This window comes from Segatella intestinalis (genome assembly GCF_029348455.1).
In the GTDB taxonomy this organism is placed as follows: domain Bacteria; phylum Bacteroidota; class Bacteroidia; order Bacteroidales; family Bacteroidaceae; genus Prevotella.
Genome location: NZ_JARJVV010000006.1, coordinates 150,546 through 166,134, shown reverse-complemented (window position 1 = coordinate 166,134; position 15,589 = coordinate 150,546). Strand labels below are relative to the sequence as shown.

Annotated in this window: 13 protein-coding genes and 1 tRNA gene; 2 read left to right on the top strand and 12 right to left on the bottom strand. The window is 51.2% G+C overall.

The window, feature by feature from the left end:
* Nucleotides 1-27 precede the first annotated feature (27 nt).
* The 12 genes from P3T48_RS05800 to pafA form a co-directional block, all read right to left on the bottom strand.
* Complete coding sequence (locus tag P3T48_RS05800) at nucleotides 28-792, bottom strand: RNA methyltransferase (protein ID WP_158462778.1); 765 nt, start codon at nucleotides 790-792, stop codon at nucleotides 28-30.
* A gap of 42 nt (nucleotides 793-834) precedes the next feature.
* On the bottom strand, nucleotides 835-1,356 hold the full coding sequence (locus tag P3T48_RS05795; protein ID WP_158462779.1) for a GNAT family N-acetyltransferase: 522 nt from the start codon (nucleotides 1,354-1,356) through the stop codon (nucleotides 835-837).
* A gap of 95 nt (nucleotides 1,357-1,451) precedes the next feature.
* Entirely contained in the window at nucleotides 1,452-2,717 is a 1,266-nt protein-coding gene (locus P3T48_RS05790; protein ID WP_276505979.1) for a CobW family GTP-binding protein, read from the bottom strand.
* Between the two features lie 24 nt (nucleotides 2,718-2,741).
* Entirely contained in the window at nucleotides 2,742-4,817 is a 2,076-nt protein-coding gene (locus P3T48_RS05785; RefSeq protein ID WP_276505978.1) for a protein-disulfide reductase DsbD family protein, read from the bottom strand.
* A gap of 244 nt (nucleotides 4,818-5,061) precedes the next feature.
* Nucleotides 5,062-5,691, bottom strand: coding sequence for an HD domain-containing protein (locus tag P3T48_RS05780; protein WP_158462782.1), 630 nt, complete (start codon nucleotides 5,689-5,691; stop codon nucleotides 5,062-5,064).
* Nucleotides 5,692-5,706: 15 nt separating this feature from the next.
* The gene (menA, locus tag P3T48_RS05775; RefSeq protein ID WP_276505977.1) at nucleotides 5,707-6,678 is read right to left on the bottom strand and encodes a 1,4-dihydroxy-2-naphthoate octaprenyltransferase; all 972 of its coding nucleotides are present in this window, start codon (nucleotides 6,676-6,678) and stop codon (nucleotides 5,707-5,709) included.
* Nucleotides 6,678-9,020 (bottom strand): putative porin, encoded by a 2,343-nt coding sequence (locus P3T48_RS05770; protein ID WP_276505976.1) that lies wholly within the window; start codon nucleotides 9,018-9,020, stop codon nucleotides 6,678-6,680. Before P3T48_RS05770 ends, menA begins: the two co-directional genes overlap by 1 nt.
* Entirely contained in the window at nucleotides 9,020-9,316 is a 297-nt protein-coding gene (locus P3T48_RS05765; RefSeq protein WP_276505975.1) for a mechanosensitive ion channel protein MscS, read from the bottom strand. The genes P3T48_RS05770 and P3T48_RS05765 overlap by 1 nt, the downstream gene beginning before the upstream one ends.
* A gap of 33 nt (nucleotides 9,317-9,349) precedes the next feature.
* The gene (locus P3T48_RS05760) at nucleotides 9,350-10,348 is read right to left on the bottom strand and encodes a DUF4468 domain-containing protein (protein ID WP_276505974.1); all 999 of its coding nucleotides are present in this window, start codon (nucleotides 10,346-10,348) and stop codon (nucleotides 9,350-9,352) included.
* A gap of 21 nt (nucleotides 10,349-10,369) precedes the next feature.
* Nucleotides 10,370-10,458 (bottom strand) — tRNA-Ser (locus P3T48_RS05755).
* 513 nt (nucleotides 10,459-10,971) lie between these two features.
* A complete protein-coding gene (locus P3T48_RS05750; RefSeq protein WP_276505973.1) occupies nucleotides 10,972-11,133 on the bottom strand; it encodes a hypothetical protein in 162 nt (53 codons plus the stop codon).
* Between the two features lie 440 nt (nucleotides 11,134-11,573).
* Nucleotides 11,574-13,220 carry an alkaline phosphatase PafA gene (gene pafA / locus P3T48_RS05745; protein ID WP_346429596.1) on the bottom strand — a complete coding sequence of 549 codons (1,647 nt, stop codon included), beginning with the start codon at nucleotides 13,218-13,220 and terminating at the stop codon, nucleotides 11,574-11,576.
* A gap of 264 nt (nucleotides 13,221-13,484) precedes the next feature.
* Between pafA and P3T48_RS05740 the strand changes: the two genes are divergently transcribed.
* Both P3T48_RS05740 and P3T48_RS05735 read left to right on the top strand, forming a co-directional pair.
* Nucleotides 13,485-14,666, top strand: coding sequence for a glycosyltransferase family protein (locus P3T48_RS05740; protein ID WP_276505972.1), 1,182 nt, complete (start codon nucleotides 13,485-13,487; stop codon nucleotides 14,664-14,666).
* Nucleotides 14,590-15,588 carry an alkaline phosphatase family protein gene (locus P3T48_RS05735; protein WP_276505971.1) on the top strand — a complete coding sequence of 333 codons (999 nt, stop codon included), beginning with the start codon at nucleotides 14,590-14,592 and terminating at the stop codon, nucleotides 15,586-15,588. The genes P3T48_RS05740 and P3T48_RS05735 overlap by 77 nt, the downstream gene beginning before the upstream one ends.
* Nucleotide 15,589 lies beyond the last annotated feature (1 nt).

Here is a 15,589-nt window from a genome sequence, read left to right as displayed (position 1 = left end):
CTGCACATTAAACACTAAACATTAGTTTCATCTCCTTCCTTGTCTTCTGAATTCCGAGCAGGTGATGGCCGTGGCTATTGCTACGTTCAGACTGTCGGCAGTAGGTCTTTCTGGAGGGAAGTTGGGGATGAGCAGCCTGCGGTTCACCCTCTGGGTGAGTTCGGGCGAGATGCCTTTTCCCTCGTTTCCCATGACGATGAATCCACGGTTGTCGAGCTGTTGTGCATAGATGTCCTCACCGTCGAGCAGGGTACCGTAGACAGGCACGTCGGCAGGCAGCGAGGCGAACAGCGCCATCAGGTCGCCATACAGGACCTTCACTCTGGCGATGCTTCCCATCGTGGCTTGCACCACCTTGGGATTATACACATCGGCAGTTTCGGGCGAACAGTAAATGTTCTCTATGCCAAACCAGTCGGCGATGCGGATGATGGTTCCCAGGTTGCCCGGGTCCTGCACTCCGTCGAGGGCGAGGTTCAGACAGTTGAAGTCGACGTTGGCAGAAGCGAAGTCTCTGTTGTCCCTTTGGTCAAAGACGGCGAGCACCTGTTGCGGATGCTGCAGGAAGCTCACCTTTCTGAGTTCCTCCTCGCTTACCGTGACCACTTCCGTCCTTGGGTCAATGCTTTTGTCTTTGAGCCATTCTTCGGTAGCCACAATAAGCGATGCAGGCTGCAGTACTAAGAGGTCGTCCACCACCTTGTGTCCTTCAGCCACGAACTTACCTTCCTTGTTGCGGTTTTTCTTCAGTTCGAGCGACTTGATATATTTTATCTTGTTCTTGCTGATCATCGTTGTATTTCTTTCTCCTGAATTTTTGGGAGTTTCTTCTTTTTATCCTTTGGGCCGCATGGTGATTTTTTCAAAGGCGAATCTCAGCCCTCTCTCACCATAGCTCACCTTTCCACAAAGGCAGAATCCCATAGACGAGAGCAGGCTCACCATGGGCAGGTTGTCGTAGTTGGTGTCCACCTTGATGCTGGGCACGTGCTCCACTTCGCACAGGCTACACACCTTGTTGATGAAAATGCGTGCGTATCCCTCTCTCTGCAGTTTGGGCAGGGTTGCGAACCGGTGTATGACGTAATAGTTGCTGTTGGTGAGCCATTTTCCTTCGAGAAACTCGTAGGCAGGTTCTCCGTTCAGCACCACCGCTCCGTAAACGGCTATCTGGTCGTTCACGGTGAGCACATAGGCATTGCCGTTGTTGATGTCTGCCAGGATGTCCTTGTAGGCAGGATATTGCTCTGTCCACTGGTGACGTCCCGACTTGATCATCTGTTCTCTGGCTTCGTTGATGACCGTCCAGCAACCGTCAAAGTCTTTCATGAAAGCTGGTCTAAAATCAATCTTCATGCTGTTTCTTTTTGTTGCGTATTATGTTGTGTTTAACTTCCGAACTTGCTGAAGTTCAGTTGCGTATTTATGTAATTTTTCTGCTGTGTGTCGACTTAATCCACGAGGCATTTGTCCAATTCCTTGCAGATGGCCTCTTTCTGCAGATGCTGACCGATGAATACAATCTTGATCATTCTGTCGCCCACCTTGTCGTCCCATTCCTTTCTGAGCTGTTCCTCACGTGCCAGCAGCTCGTCGAGTTGGTCTTTAGGCATGGTGGCTATCCATTGTCCAGCCTGCTTCACGGTCTTCTGTCTTCCGGCCTGTTCGAACACGTAGCACATGTCTCTCTCGTCGGCAAAGTAGCAGATTCCCTTGGCTCTTACCACGTCGCGTGGCCATTTGCGTGCCACGAAGTCGTCGAAGAGTCCCAGGTCGAAAGGCTTGCGGCTGTAGTACACGAAGGTGCCGATGCCGTATTCCTCAGCCTCTCCCTCATCGTCGTGGTGATGATGGTGATGGTCGTGGTCGTGATGATGATGCTCGTGTTCTTCATGCTCGTGCTCATCGTCGTGGTCGTGATGATGATGCTCGTGCTCATCGTCATCATCGTGATCGTCGTGATCGTGATGATCTTCGTTGCGTTCTGCCTCAATCTCCTGGATCCATCCAGCCGATGTGGCCACGGTTTCCCAGTCAAACTTACGTGTGTTGACAATCTTGTCGAGGTCTACGTCGCCGTAGTTGCACTCGAAGATTTCAGCCTTTGGCTGTATGGCTTTGATGATGTGCTTCAGTTTGTCGAGGTCTTTGGGTTCCACCTCAGCAGCCTTGTTGAGCAGGATGATGTTGCAGAACTCTATCTGCTGGATGACGAGCGACGCCAGATCTTCCTCGTCGATGTTGTCCTTCATCAGGTCGTCGCCGCCTGCAAACTCGTCTTTCATTCTCAGAGCATCCACAACGGTAACGATGCTGTCGAGTCTCAGCACTCCGTTCTTGACGTATTGTGGTCCGAGTGTAGGAATCGAGCAGATGGTCTGTGCAATAGGCGCAGGCTCGCAGATGCCGCTTGCCTCAATGACGATGTAGTCGAACTTCTGCATGTCGACGATTTCCTTGAGCTGTTCCACGAGGTCCATCTTCAGCGTACAGCAGATGCATCCGTTTTGCAGAGCCACGAGCGAGTCGTCTTTCTTTCCTACCACGCCTCCTTGTTCTATGAGGGCAGCATCGATGTTCACCTCGCCGATATCGTTGACGATGACTGCAAACTTGATGCCTTTCTGGTTAGCCAAAATCTTGTTGAGTAGTGTTGTCTTTCCACTGCCTAAATAACCTGTAAGCAACAGGACTGGAATTTCTTTTCTACTGTTCATAGTTTTATTTATTTTACTCGAGTTTTACTTTCTGTAGTTGTCGAGTCCCTTATTCAGGAACTCAAGATATGCGTTTACGTCTTCCTTGAAGCTGAAAGCTGCGGTGAGCGGATTGCCGTCGTTGTCGACAGCCACGTAGAAGGGCTGAGCGTTGGCACCAAACTTGCTTGCCTGCAGATAGCTCCACTTGTCGCCGATGGTTCGCAAGGTGCGTTTCTTGCCGTTGAAAGTCACTTCCATAGGCTGTGGCAAAGGTGTCTTGTCGTCCACATAGAGCGAGATGAGCACGTAGTCTTTGGTCAGTTTGTCAGCCACGTTGGCATCGGTCCATACCGAAGCTTCCATCTTGCGGCAGTTCACGCAGCCGAATCCTGTGAAGTCTATCAGCACGGGTTTGCCCTGAGCCTTGGCAGCAGCCATTCCCATCTCGTAGTCCTTGTAGGCAGGCTCTACGGTCTTAGTGTTCAGATTGAAGTCCTGTGTGTTGATAGGAGGAGCGAAGGCACTTACCGCCTTGCAGGGAGCGCCCCAGAGTCCTGGAACCATATACACGGCGAAGGCCAGCGAGCACAGACCCAGCATGATGCAGGGCACAGGCATAGGCTTGTCTATCTCGCCTCCGATGGCGTCCACCTGGAACTTCAACTTACCGATGAGGTAGAGACCCAGGGCTCCGAAGATGACTATCCAGAGCGACAGGAACACCTCGCGGTCCAAGATGTGCCAGCCGTAAGCCAGGTCGGCTACAGAGAGGAACTTCAGCGAGAACGCCAGTTCGACGAATCCCAGTACGATCTTGATGGTTTCCATCCATGAGCCAGACTTTGGAGCCGACTTAAGCCATGATGGGAAGAGTGCGAAGAGGGTGAAGGGCAGGGCGAGTGCCAGGGCGAATCCCAGCATGCCCACGGTAGGAGCCAGCCAGTCGCCCGATGTCACCGTCTGAACCAACAGCAGTCCGATGATAGGTGCAGTGCACGAGAAAGACACCAGTACGAGCGTGAAGGCCATGAGGAAGATGGATATCAGTCCAGTGGTGCTCGATGCCTTGTTGTCTACGGCGTTGCCCCAGCGGTCGGGCAGTTTGATTTCAAACCATCCGAAGAATGAGAAGGCGAACACAGCCAAGAGTACGAAGAGAATGATGTTGAATACGGCACTTGTAGACAGGGCGTTGAGTGTGCTTGGACCTGCGATGGCTGTGACGGCGAGACCCAGAGTTAGATAGATAACCACGATGCTGAGTCCGTAAGTGCAGGCATCGCGAACGCCCTTCTTCTTGTCGTTCTTGGCACGTTTCAGGAAGAAACTCACCGTCATGGGAATGATAGGCCAGATGCAAGGCATCACCAGCGCGAGGAGTCCGCCCACCAGTCCCATCAGGAAGATATAGATGAGTGAGTGGTTGGCTATGTCGTTGGTGCCTCCGAACGCCTGCAGCTCTTTCACTACGGGCTGCCACAGCGTCTTGGTGTCGAGCTGTTCGGCAGCTTGAGCCAGGGCTGCGCTGTCCAAGGTGTTCTGCTGTGCGGTGTCGGTCAAGGCAGCCTGCATCATGGCGATAGAGTCGGCTTTGGCCTTGGCTGCCATTGCAGCGTCCTGCTTGTTGTCGGTCTTGGCTTCCAGAGCAGCCTTGCTGTCTATGGCAGGCGCCTTGCCTGTGTGCTTGAAGTTGACCTCTGAAGGAGGCAGACAACTCTGGTCGTTGCAGGCTCCGTATTCCAGGTATGCGTCGATAACATACTGAGCAGCAGTGAATTTTACCTTCTGCACGAAAGTGGCGCTTCCTTCGAAGAAACGCAGCTTCATGCCGAACATATTGTCGTATTTCGACACCTCGTTGCCTCGTGCCTGCAGTTTGCCGACGAGTTCTACGCCTTCCATTTTGTTGACGTTGAAGGTTGCCGAGATAGGTCCGTCGCTTCCCAAACCTGTAGAGTAGACGTGCCATCCTGGTTGAATCTTTCCGCTGAATACAATCTCTGCAACTGCTGTCCCGTTAGTTTTCAACTGACTGGTGAATTTTACAGGGCTAAGCAGTTGTGCCTGTGCAATAACTGCGAACAGCAGTAATTGCAGCGTAAATAACATTTTTTTCATCCTAATCTTTATCTTTTTTATATTTGAGTGCAAAGTTACTAATTTTAATTGAAATAGTAACCATTTAGGGCGATTTTTTGTTATGAAGATAAAGGGGAAGAAGAGGCTGGAATATTTTATTTTTGTCAGGAATGCTTCTCAAATTCTTGACTTAAAAATTATTGGCTCGAATCAAATATCTCATTCAGAATAATTCTTGAGTTAGGATAGCCTTTATTTTAACTCCATTGAATTCTCCTTGACTTCAGAGAATGCTCTCGTAAATCTTGTCGAATTCCTGTCTTAGCAGCGCTTTGTCCTCGATGATGTCGCGCAGCATTTTCAGTTCCTTCTCGTTGGGCGAGTTGGGAATCCAGAGTTTGATGTATCCATGTACTGAGTACTTCTCGTCCATGTGGTGGGCGAAGAGTTCCCATATTTGTTCCTTGTCTTTACCGGGATTGTTTTCCTTGGCATAGAGGATGGCACGGAGGAAGATCTCGTGGGTGTCGATGTCGCGGTCGGCTTCAGCCACGATTTTGCCGTAGATGCTTCTGGGCTGACGGCTTGACGAGGCCCTGTGGTCTTCCACCGCCTCTTTCATGATCTTTATCTGGTCTTGGGAGAACCATCGCTTCAGCCGGGCATCTGCCATGAGAATCTTTCCGCTCGTGATGTGGTGGATAGCTCTCGGTCCGCTCATTCCCAGGTCGTGGTAGGCAGCCACGACATACACCATGTTGATGTCGGCACCCGTGATGCGTGCCAACTCCAGAGAATTCTTGATCACCCTGTTGACGTGTCTGAGTCCGTGGCTTTCACCGAACTCTGTATATTTTGGCAGAATCTGTGTTTCCACAAACTCCATGATTTCCATACTTACTTGTTGTATCATTGCTTTTTCTCCTCATTATATTTCCAATGCGAATCCCAGGACGATGGTCAGGAAAACGATTTGTCCATAGATGAAAATATTGCGTGCCGTACTTCCCAACACCCTGTTGAGTTCCCTGCCGTGGTTGATGGCTTTCAGCTGCCGGTAGGTAGTATGGTGCATGCCGGCGTAGACGGCGTAGAGGGGGAGGGCGAAGGTAGAGGTGTCGCGCACTACGGCATCGTGGATTCCCATGCCCATCATGATGGCGAGGGGCACATACCCCAAGAGCAGATAGAGCCAGAGTGCACTCTTCTCGTCCCATCTGTCGATTAACTTGACGATGAGTGTGCGTTTGCCAGCCTCGCGGTCGTTGTCTCTGTCGCGGAAGTTGTTCACCACCAAGAGTGTGTCCACCACCAGTCCGCAGGCGATAGCGGCCATCACCACCTCAGTACTTACTGTCTTGTAGCCCTCGGGCATGATGACATAATAGGTGCAGCACACCGGTACGATGCCAAAGAACAGCAGCACCAGTATGTCGCCCATGCCGTGGTAGCTGAAGGTTGTGGTGTAGAGGAAGCAGAACGCTACGCAGGCCACTCCCACCCAAATCATGGCCATTCCTCCGTAGATGACGAGTGGCAGACCGATGGCGCATCCAAGGAGTGTGGTCACGATGATGCCCGTCTTCATGGCGCGTTCGGTGATCCATCCTTCGGCGCAGGCCCTCTTGGGGCCTAATCGTGTCTCGTCGTCATTTCCCCGTTTAAAGTCGAAGTAGTCGTTCACGAAGTTGGAGTCTATCTGCATCACCCATGCGAAGAGCAGACACAGTAGGGCTGGTATGTGCAGGATGTGAGGCTGTGCAGCATCGCCAACTGTTTCCATCAGATAGCAGTCGCGCATAGCGAGTGCGATGGCTATCAGTACGGGTACAGCCGCAGCCGACAGCGTTTTGGGGCGCGCTGCCAAAAACCAGGCCTTTATCGAATTTGTTGCAATCATCAATTGAAGAAGTTCCAGCTAACACCGAATCGGAACACGCTGCCATTGAGCGGATAGTGGGGCACGAAGAAATAGTTCTTGTCGCCCGAACCCTTGTTGACGTGTGTCATCATTACGAAGAAACGTGTATGCTTGATGTGCACGTTGGCATAGACGTTGACGATGGGGTAGTTGCCCACTTTCACATTCTTGTCGCCATTGTCCTGTACTGTGTACTGACTCAGCGCAGGCGAATAGTCGGGTGCCTCATAGCTTGTGAAGTATCTCACGTCGGCACCCAGGTCGATGTTGAGCACCTTCACCACAGGGAATTTCAGATACAGGTTGCTGTACACGTTGAGCGCAGGCACGGGAATGACGTCCGTCTTGCTCGAGTGCTGATAGGTAATGACGTTCTCCCAGTTCAGTATTCCCCATCTCACGTCCTGGAACAGCTGGGCTGTCAGCAGGTTGACGGGGCTTCCGCTCTGCTTGGCCTGCACCGTTACTCCCGTACGTGCCGCCTGGTTGTTGTCCGTCACGTTGTAGCTCTGGCTCAGGTAGGCATAGTTCTTTATCTCGTCCACAGCCACTCTGAGCATCGTCTTTGTCTTGGCAAACTTCAGCGTTCCCATGATGCGTGTGTGGATAATCTTGTCGAGGTCGTTCTCCCACCAGAAGTGACGACCGTGATAGTTGCGGAAGTAGAACGAAGGAGTGATTCTGTGGAAGAAACCACTACCGATGACCGACAATGTGTCGCCGAGGAAGGGGATGTTCACGTCCACGTCGCCGTCGACCGCCAGTGTTCCTGCATCCTCGCCGGCCACACCGATTTCGGCCACGGCATTATAATGCAGCAGCTTGCCCTGTCGCTTGCTCAACTGTCCGCCCACACTCACCGAGTGCTCGTTGTATTTCATCACGCCGCCCTCGGTGTCAGGCAACTCGAAGTGGCGCAGGTCGTAGCTCACGAAAGCCTTCAGTCCCGCTTTAGCCCACTTGCTGAATCCCTCCAGCGTAGCCAGCGCCAGGGTGTTCTTCATCTCCCAGTGCTTGGTGTTGTCGTAGATGGAGTCGCCCTCGTATTTTCCCGCCGTGTAGTATTCGTTCAGATAGTAGTCGGCAGGTGTCTGATAGGCGATATAAGTACGGCTGTAGTTGTCGAACTTCAAGGTGTGTATAAAGCTTGTCACCGGCACGTATTCGTTTTTCATCCAGGCCGTGTCCTGAGCCGCCTTCTTCTCCTGTGCCATGATGCTGTCGGCGGCGCTCTTACCGTTCACGGCGATGCGCTCTGTCGGCTTGGCATCCTTCTTGTCGGCAGCAGGCTCGTCGCCCGCTATCTTTGCGTCGTCGGGTCGTCCGGAAAACTTAGGTGTCTTGCCGAAGGCATCCTCGTCGAACTTCTTGCCCTCCTGGCGAGCCTTTTTCCTTGCCTCCTCCTTGGCGTCCTCGGCGGCATTCTCCTTCTTCGAGGCCATGGCAAACTTCTTCGCCTTGATCTCCTCGTCGGTCATGCGCACCTTTCTGTTGAATCCCACATTGTACCTGTGGTTGAAGAACACGTGTATGCTGTTGTTTCTGTTCCAGTTCTGCTGCAGCACGGTAGGAATCTCGTTCTCGGCATAGGTGTCTTCGAAGAGTTCTGGGTGCTTGATGTAGTCGTCGTTGGTGATTCCGCCGTTCTCTGTCGCCTTCTGGTGCAGGGTAGAGAAGAGCAGGTGCGCCTGGTATCTGTCGCCTATGTACGATCCCCACATGGTGTACTTGAAGTGCGAGGTGCTCTGGCTGTCGTAGTAGCCACGTCCGTACTTATAGTCGAATCTGAATCCCATGCCCAGTCGTTTTCCCGCGTTGACGGCAAACATCGCCTTGAAGTCGTCCTCGCCGTTGGTACGGTTTCCACAGCTGTTGAGCGTCACGTTGGTGATGGGCGAGTAGGTGTTGGTGAAGTGGAATTCGCTGACGGGCGTGCTGATGCAGTCGAAGGGCTGTGCGAAGATAAACTGCCCCTGGTCCAGCCGTCGATCGATAAAGATACGGTTGATGCGGGGCGAACCCAGATTGCCCAGCGAGTTGTATTCTCCCCTCAGTCCCGAGGTGAATGGGGTGTTCATGTACATGTGCTGCAGGGTGTCCACCTGTGCCTCCTGTCGGTCGCCGAATCGCTCGTCTATGGTCCACACCTTCAGTCCCTTGGGTATTTCCTTGTCCGACCCTAATGAGTCGGTTCTGACGTTCCTGTTGTTGACGGGTGCAAACATCGAGTCCTCGTTGTTGCTAAAATCGGTTTGTGCCACGACAGGCGATGTCGCAGCACAAAACAGAGTTATCGTAAGGATTACTTTACTTTTCTTCATCATTTTCTGAATAGTCGAATACATACTTCGGCGATTTTCACCACTACTCCTACGAGCAGAACTACGTAGGCAGGTGTGTGTGTGTCCATTGTGTACCACAGCGTGATACCCACGATGACCAATAGGATGAAAGCCGTGTTCAGCTTGTTGCGCACTTTCAGGTTGGTCGGGTCGCTGTAGTCCAGTCGTTTATAGTGGTGGTGAGGTCTCACGGCGTAGGTTGTCTTCTCCTGAGCCTCTTGCTGTCGCTGCTCATTGTTTTCGGCAGCATTGTTGTTATTTTGTTCTGTTGTCATATTGCGTTTGTTACTGTTCTATTCCCTCGAAATTTATTTCACAAGAGCTGCTATTTCGTTGAAAATCTGGTCCTTTCTGTCGATGGTCTTCTTGCGGAACTTACCGAAGATGCGTGCCAGGTCGTTCTTTTTCTTGGTCAGCGCCACCTTGTCGATGATCACCTCTTCGGCTGGCAGTTTGAATCCGGTCTGTCTTCCCTCCTCATAAATATAATTAATGTGGTTGATCGACAGGCTCACCTTTCCATCTGTTATCTTGGCGATGAGGTTATATTTGCATTCTGTTCTGTCGAGCGAGATGAAGGAGTTACTGAACACGAGCCATTCGTCCATCGTGTTTACGATGATGTCTTCGTCTTTGTTCACCAGCGCCATTCGGCTTGCCTTGCTCTCTTTGTCCTGAGTCAGGCCGCTCATGTAGTCGAACACCAGGTCGTAAAGCTGGGCTGCGCTCTTGCCGGGGGCTTCTATCTCTGTGTCAAACACGATTTTGCCCTGTTCGTCGAAGGTGATGGCGCCTTCCAGGTATTTGGGGTCTTCCTTCAGTTTCGCGCCGTTAACCTGAGCTGCAGGTTTAGGTGTCTCCTTCTTTGTTGCCGTAGGGATTACCCATCCCGATCCCTGCGATGCTGTGGTGGCAGGAGCTGGAGTCGCAGTGGTTGCCTCAGGAGCAGCTGTTGTTGCCGCAGCACCATTGGCTTCTGCGTTCAGTCTTGCCGCCTCTGCCTTCAGTCTTGCAGTCTCAGCCTCAGCTTCCTTTATCTGTTGCTGTATCTTTTCGGCCTTGGCTTTTGCCTCCTCAGCCGCCTTTCTCTTAGCCTCTTCCTCTGCTTTTTTCTTGGCAGCTTCGGCAGCAGCCTTTTGTTTGGCAGCTTCCGCTTCCGCCTTCTGCTTGGCTTCCTCTACCGCCTTTTTGGCTTCCTCAAGCTTTTTCTGAGCCTCCTCCAACTGCTGTTGGGGTGTGAGGACACTTTGCGCTTGAACAGACATCAAGGGCAAAAATAAGAGTATGGAAATGATTAATTTTTTCATGATGGTTTCACCTTAGGTTTGCGGAAGATGAGGGATTCAAACCCCCGATACCCGGAAAAGGGTATACCGGATTTCGAGTCCAGCGCATTCGGTCACTCTGCCAATCTTCCTTTTCTTTAAAAAACAATTGCAAAAGTAATACTTTTTTCTTATTCCACAAAGAAAATGAACATTTTTAACACTAATAACTTGAAAAACGAAAACGCGAAGTGAAAGCCATATGTCTTGAAGGAATATTTTCCCCAAGGAGTTAAGGGAAGTTAGAGGGAAGTTATGAGAAGTTAAGGGACTAATGCCTTTGTGGACATGCCCCAAACTCCCTTTCCAAAAGGGCTGTTGTCTCTTAACTTCCCGAACGACCGAAGGGAGTGATAACTTCTTTAACTTCTATAACTTCTGAACTTAAAAAGGTTAGTGTTTGATTTTGAAGATGACGAAGCAAATAGTTTTTTTTTATTTTCCCAACTGGGGAATTTTTTTTCTCCAGTTAGGGAAGTGATTGAAGATGTCTTTTGGGATCATAATCAAATATTCGTAAACTGTCCTTTATTACGGCATGAATCAGCCACGAGGTTTTTCATCATACCGAATAATTCCTTCCAAATGAGGTCGGGATACATGAATTAGGCTCCACTGACGTGTGCTCCGAGAACAGGGAAAATCATCGGAACGATAGGTTCGTGCATGTCATTTGATGCCTGTGAGAGCAAAAGCGACACAATTTCCGTTCCTTTTCCCAGTTTTGGCATCTTCGGAGCGGTCTTTTTTGAGATATTATACTTCATATTGATCTATTTGTTTCTTGTTAAATGATTGATTATTAGCCTTTTAGAGAGGGAGTCAAGTGGTCTGCTGTTTCTGTTTCAGTTGTTTCAATTAATTTTTTGATGGTTGCGATTTTCCATTTTTTCAATTTTTATTATATTATATATATATTATAACTATATATATATTAAATAGTTATATAATAATAAAGTATAGAAAAAAGAACAAAAACAGAAGTAGAACCCCTCTTAAAAATAACTGAAACAACTGAAACTGAAACAACTTTTCAGCCCCCGTGTCCCTTTTCTCTCCGAGGCCAGTTTATCTCTTCAGCTACCATTCCACGAGCGTTTGTTGGGTGTGGATGACTTCTAAAAAGGGATTTGACTTTTGACACCCTCTGTTTCTGTGTTATTTTGATCAAAGTTATTAAACTTCCACATTTGTGAAAGTTGAGTCCTTATTGTTCTGCGCCGAATATCGGGCGACCGATGTTGCCGTTGGGTGCCTGAACATGAAGCAGGGCTGCAATAGTGGGGGCGATGTCGGTCATGTAGGTGGGACGGGTGGTGGAACCATGCTGGATGCCCCATCCCATGAAGACCAAGGGTATGTGGGTGTCGTAGGGATTCCAGGTGCCATGGTCGGTTCCTTTCATGCCGTGGTCGTAGTGGTTTGGCTTCAGCACGATGGCTACGCTTCCGCTTCGCTCACGGTTGTAGCCGTTGATAATGCGGTATTTCACTTCGTCGGGGATGCTCGCTGTGGCAACCTTCTCCATGTCGCAGGCATACAGCACGTCGGGATCCTGCTGCAGGAGGCTTACTACTCGCTCCTTGACCTTGGATGCGTTGAGACGGGCTGAGCGGATGGCGTCAACGTTGAGGAACACCTGATAGTTCATCACGGTCTTGATGAGGTCGGCTGTCTGTGGATAGTCCTTCGCCAATGCCTCGCGCAGTTTACGGGCTGCAGCCTTGGAATCCCAGCTGTCGGCAGGGATGCGGCGGTCTTGCAGGAAACGGGCGTTGTTCATGGCGCCGTGATCGGCTGTTAGGAACACGAGATAGTTGCCCCTGCCTACTTTCTGGTCGAGGTAGGCGAGGAAGTCGGCAAGTGCCTGGTCGAGTCTGAGATAGGTGTCTTCGGTCTCGATGGCGTGGGTGCCTGTCTGATGGCCTATGTAGTCGGTGCATGAGCAGCTGATGGCCAGGAGATCGGTCTCTTCGTCGCTGCCCAGCTGTTCGCCCTCTATGGCTGCACGTGCAAGGTCGAGTGTCAGGGTGTTGCCGAAGGGGGTGTTGCGGATGATGCCGTAACCGTATTTGCGGTAGAGTGCCGGCAGGGGGAGGGGCAGCATGGGTTTCACACCTTCACGGATGCCGTTTTCGTATGGGGTGTCGTCGGCTGTGCTCTCGGCGTATGTAGCCTTGGGGTAGAGGGTGTTCCAGTCGGCTGAGAGGTACCGTTCGGGCAAGTGCTTGTCGTTGAACGCCCGTACCCATTGCGGCAGCTTGTCCATATAGTAGGTGCTGGTGATGAAGCGGCCTGTGGCATCGTCAAACCAGTAGGCGCCGTTGGGGTTGTGGCCTGCCGGGAGGATAGAGGCGCGGTCCTTGAGCGACACGCCCACCACCTTGGCTCTGCCATTGGAAGCTATTCGCATCTCGTCGCCAATGGTGGTTGTCCAGAGGTTTTGGGGTGACATGAGGCCTGCATCGCTGGTCGAACCGACGGGCTTAACGGTCTTGTCGTCAGTACAATAGACTTTCTGCCCGTCTTTCACAAAGTTGTTGCCGGCAATGCCGTGTATGGAGGGCACGCTGCCGGTATAGATGCAGGTGTGGCCGATGGCGGTGACGGATGGGACGTAGGGCAGGGCGATGTTCTCGCAGGTGTAGCCCTCGCTGAGCATTCGCCTGAATCCACCCTCTGTGTAGCGTTTCTGATAGCGGTAGAGATAGTCCCACCTCATCTGGTCGACGACGATGCCCACCACGAGCTTGGGACGCTGTAGGGTTGTGACCGGCGTGTGGGTTTGTGCAGCCATCCTGCTGCCTGTGAGGAGCATCATGGCGATGATGCTCATAATTTTGATTCTTTTCATCTTTCTATGTGTTTGATTTCTCGATGCAAAGGTACTTAAAATGTGTTGCAATGGTGTTTCGGTGGTGTGACGAATGTGATAATTTGAGGATCTCGGAGAGAAATCTTCTATGAACTCTCCTGAAAAATCTTTTTAACTCTATCTTCACTTTTCTATCATATCTTTGAAATATAAAGCTTATAACTTTGCACTCGGAAAATGACAGGAAGAAAAGCTGTCGTGGTTCCACAAGATGTTTTTAAAAAATGATGTAAGAAAGATAAAATGAAGGTAATTTTTGTGATACAAGGCGAGGGAAGAGGACATCTCACCCAGGCGCTGGCACTCGGACAGATGCTTCGACACGAAGGTCACGAGGTAGTGAAGGTTTTGGTAGGAAAGAGCAAGAACAGGGTGATTCCTGCGTTTTTTCAGAATCAGATAGGTTGCGGGATTGAGCAGTTCTACAGTCCCAACTTCCGTCCGTCGAAGGACAACCGCAGGTTCAATCTGCTGCGCTCCATAGCCTATAATGTCGCCCTGGTGCCTTCGTATGTGGCGAGCATCAGCATGATGCACAGGGTCATCAAGGAGAGCGGAGCCGACCTTATCATCAACTTTTATGAAGTGCTCTGCGGCATTACCTGCAAGCTCTTTCGTATGGGCATTCCCATGGTCTGCGTGGCTCACCAGTATCTCTTTCTGCATCCCGACTTCGAGATGCCTGGCAGGGCGCTCCTGCCCGAGAGCATGTTGAAGCTCTCCACCCGCATCACCTGCGTAGGTGCTACTGCCAAGTTGGCCCTGTCCATACGTCAGTATGATGACGACGAGAAGCAGGCCATCAAAGTGGTGCCGCCATTGCTCCGCAAGGAGGTGAAAACCACGATCCGCCATCATGGCGACTATATCATGGGCTATATGCTCAACACGGGATTCGCAGAGGATGTGAGGGCGTGGCACGCGAAACACCCCCACACTCATCTGCACTTCTTCTGGGACAAGACCGACGCTCCCGAGGAGCTGAAGGTGGACGACACACTGACTTTGCATCGGCTCGACGACGTGAAGTTTCTGAAAATGATGGCTGGCTGCAGAGCTTACGCCACCACGGCAGGATTTGAGAGTGTCTGTGAGGCGCTCTATATGGGCAAACCCTGCATGCTGATTCCGGCTCATGTGGAGCAGAAATGCAACGCCGTAGACGCCGAGAGGGAGATGGCGGGAGTGATGAGCAACGATTTCGACATCGACAAGCTGAAGGCCTTCGCCCACGACTATGAGGAGGATGTGGAGTTCAGAATGTGGGAAAACCACGCCGACAGCCGTATCATGGCAGCCATAGAAAACACTTACGAAGCATATTATCATAGAAAGGAGAACAGAGCTTATGAAGAGGAAAAGGATGATTCTCTTGTTGCTGCTTCTGCCGCTGCTTTTCCTTCTCGCAGTGCATGGGCAGGATAGCAGAAAAGAGGAGCCAAGGGTGGTGTTGATAGCCATTGACGGACTGAGATGGCAGGAAGTTTTTGAGGGTGCACGCCGCGACAGTCTGATGCCTTTCCTGTGGAAGATGGGGGAGGAAAAGGGCTGCATGATGGGCAACCGCAACAGAAAGTCGAGGATGGAGGTGGAAAACGGTATCTGGAAATCGTATGCCGGATACAGCGAGATGCTATGTGGTGTGACCGACGACGAGCACATCTTCGACAACAGAAAACAATACAACCCCCATCGGTCGGTGCTGGAAATGGCTGCCGCATCGCCCGACTACAGGAACAGGGTGAGTGCCGTGGCAAGCTGGGACGTAATGCCTTACATCCTGAACATACGCCGAAGTGAATTGTCCGTTGACTTCCGCTCGAAACATAGGGTGAGTGCACAGGTGAGGCGAGACATCGTAACCCTGCACCGCGCTCAGAAGACACTGGGCGACAAGCATCCAAAACTACTCTTTGTGGAGTTCTGCGAGACCGACTACTATGCGCATCATGGCAAGTGGAAAGAGTATCTCGAAGCAGCCCACAGGAACGACCAGTATATCAGAGAACTGTGGCAATACTGCCAGGGAGACGAGTTCTATCGAGGCAACACCACCTTTATCATTACCTGCGACCACGGCAGGGGAACGAGTCTGGGCACTCATGTCAACTGTGGCGAGGTGGACCCACAGGCGTCGTGGACAGAGCATGGCAAGAAGATAGAGGGAAGCAACCAGACCTGGTTGGTGGCTTTCGGAAAGAGCATACAGCATCTGGGCGAAATGGAGGGCGGACGCATTGTCTACACCAGCCAAGTAGCGCCTACAGTCGCCAAAATTCTGAATGTTCCGTTCATGGCAGACAGGCAGAAAAAAAAGCCTGAGCCTATTCTCAAGATTCTGAAGTAAA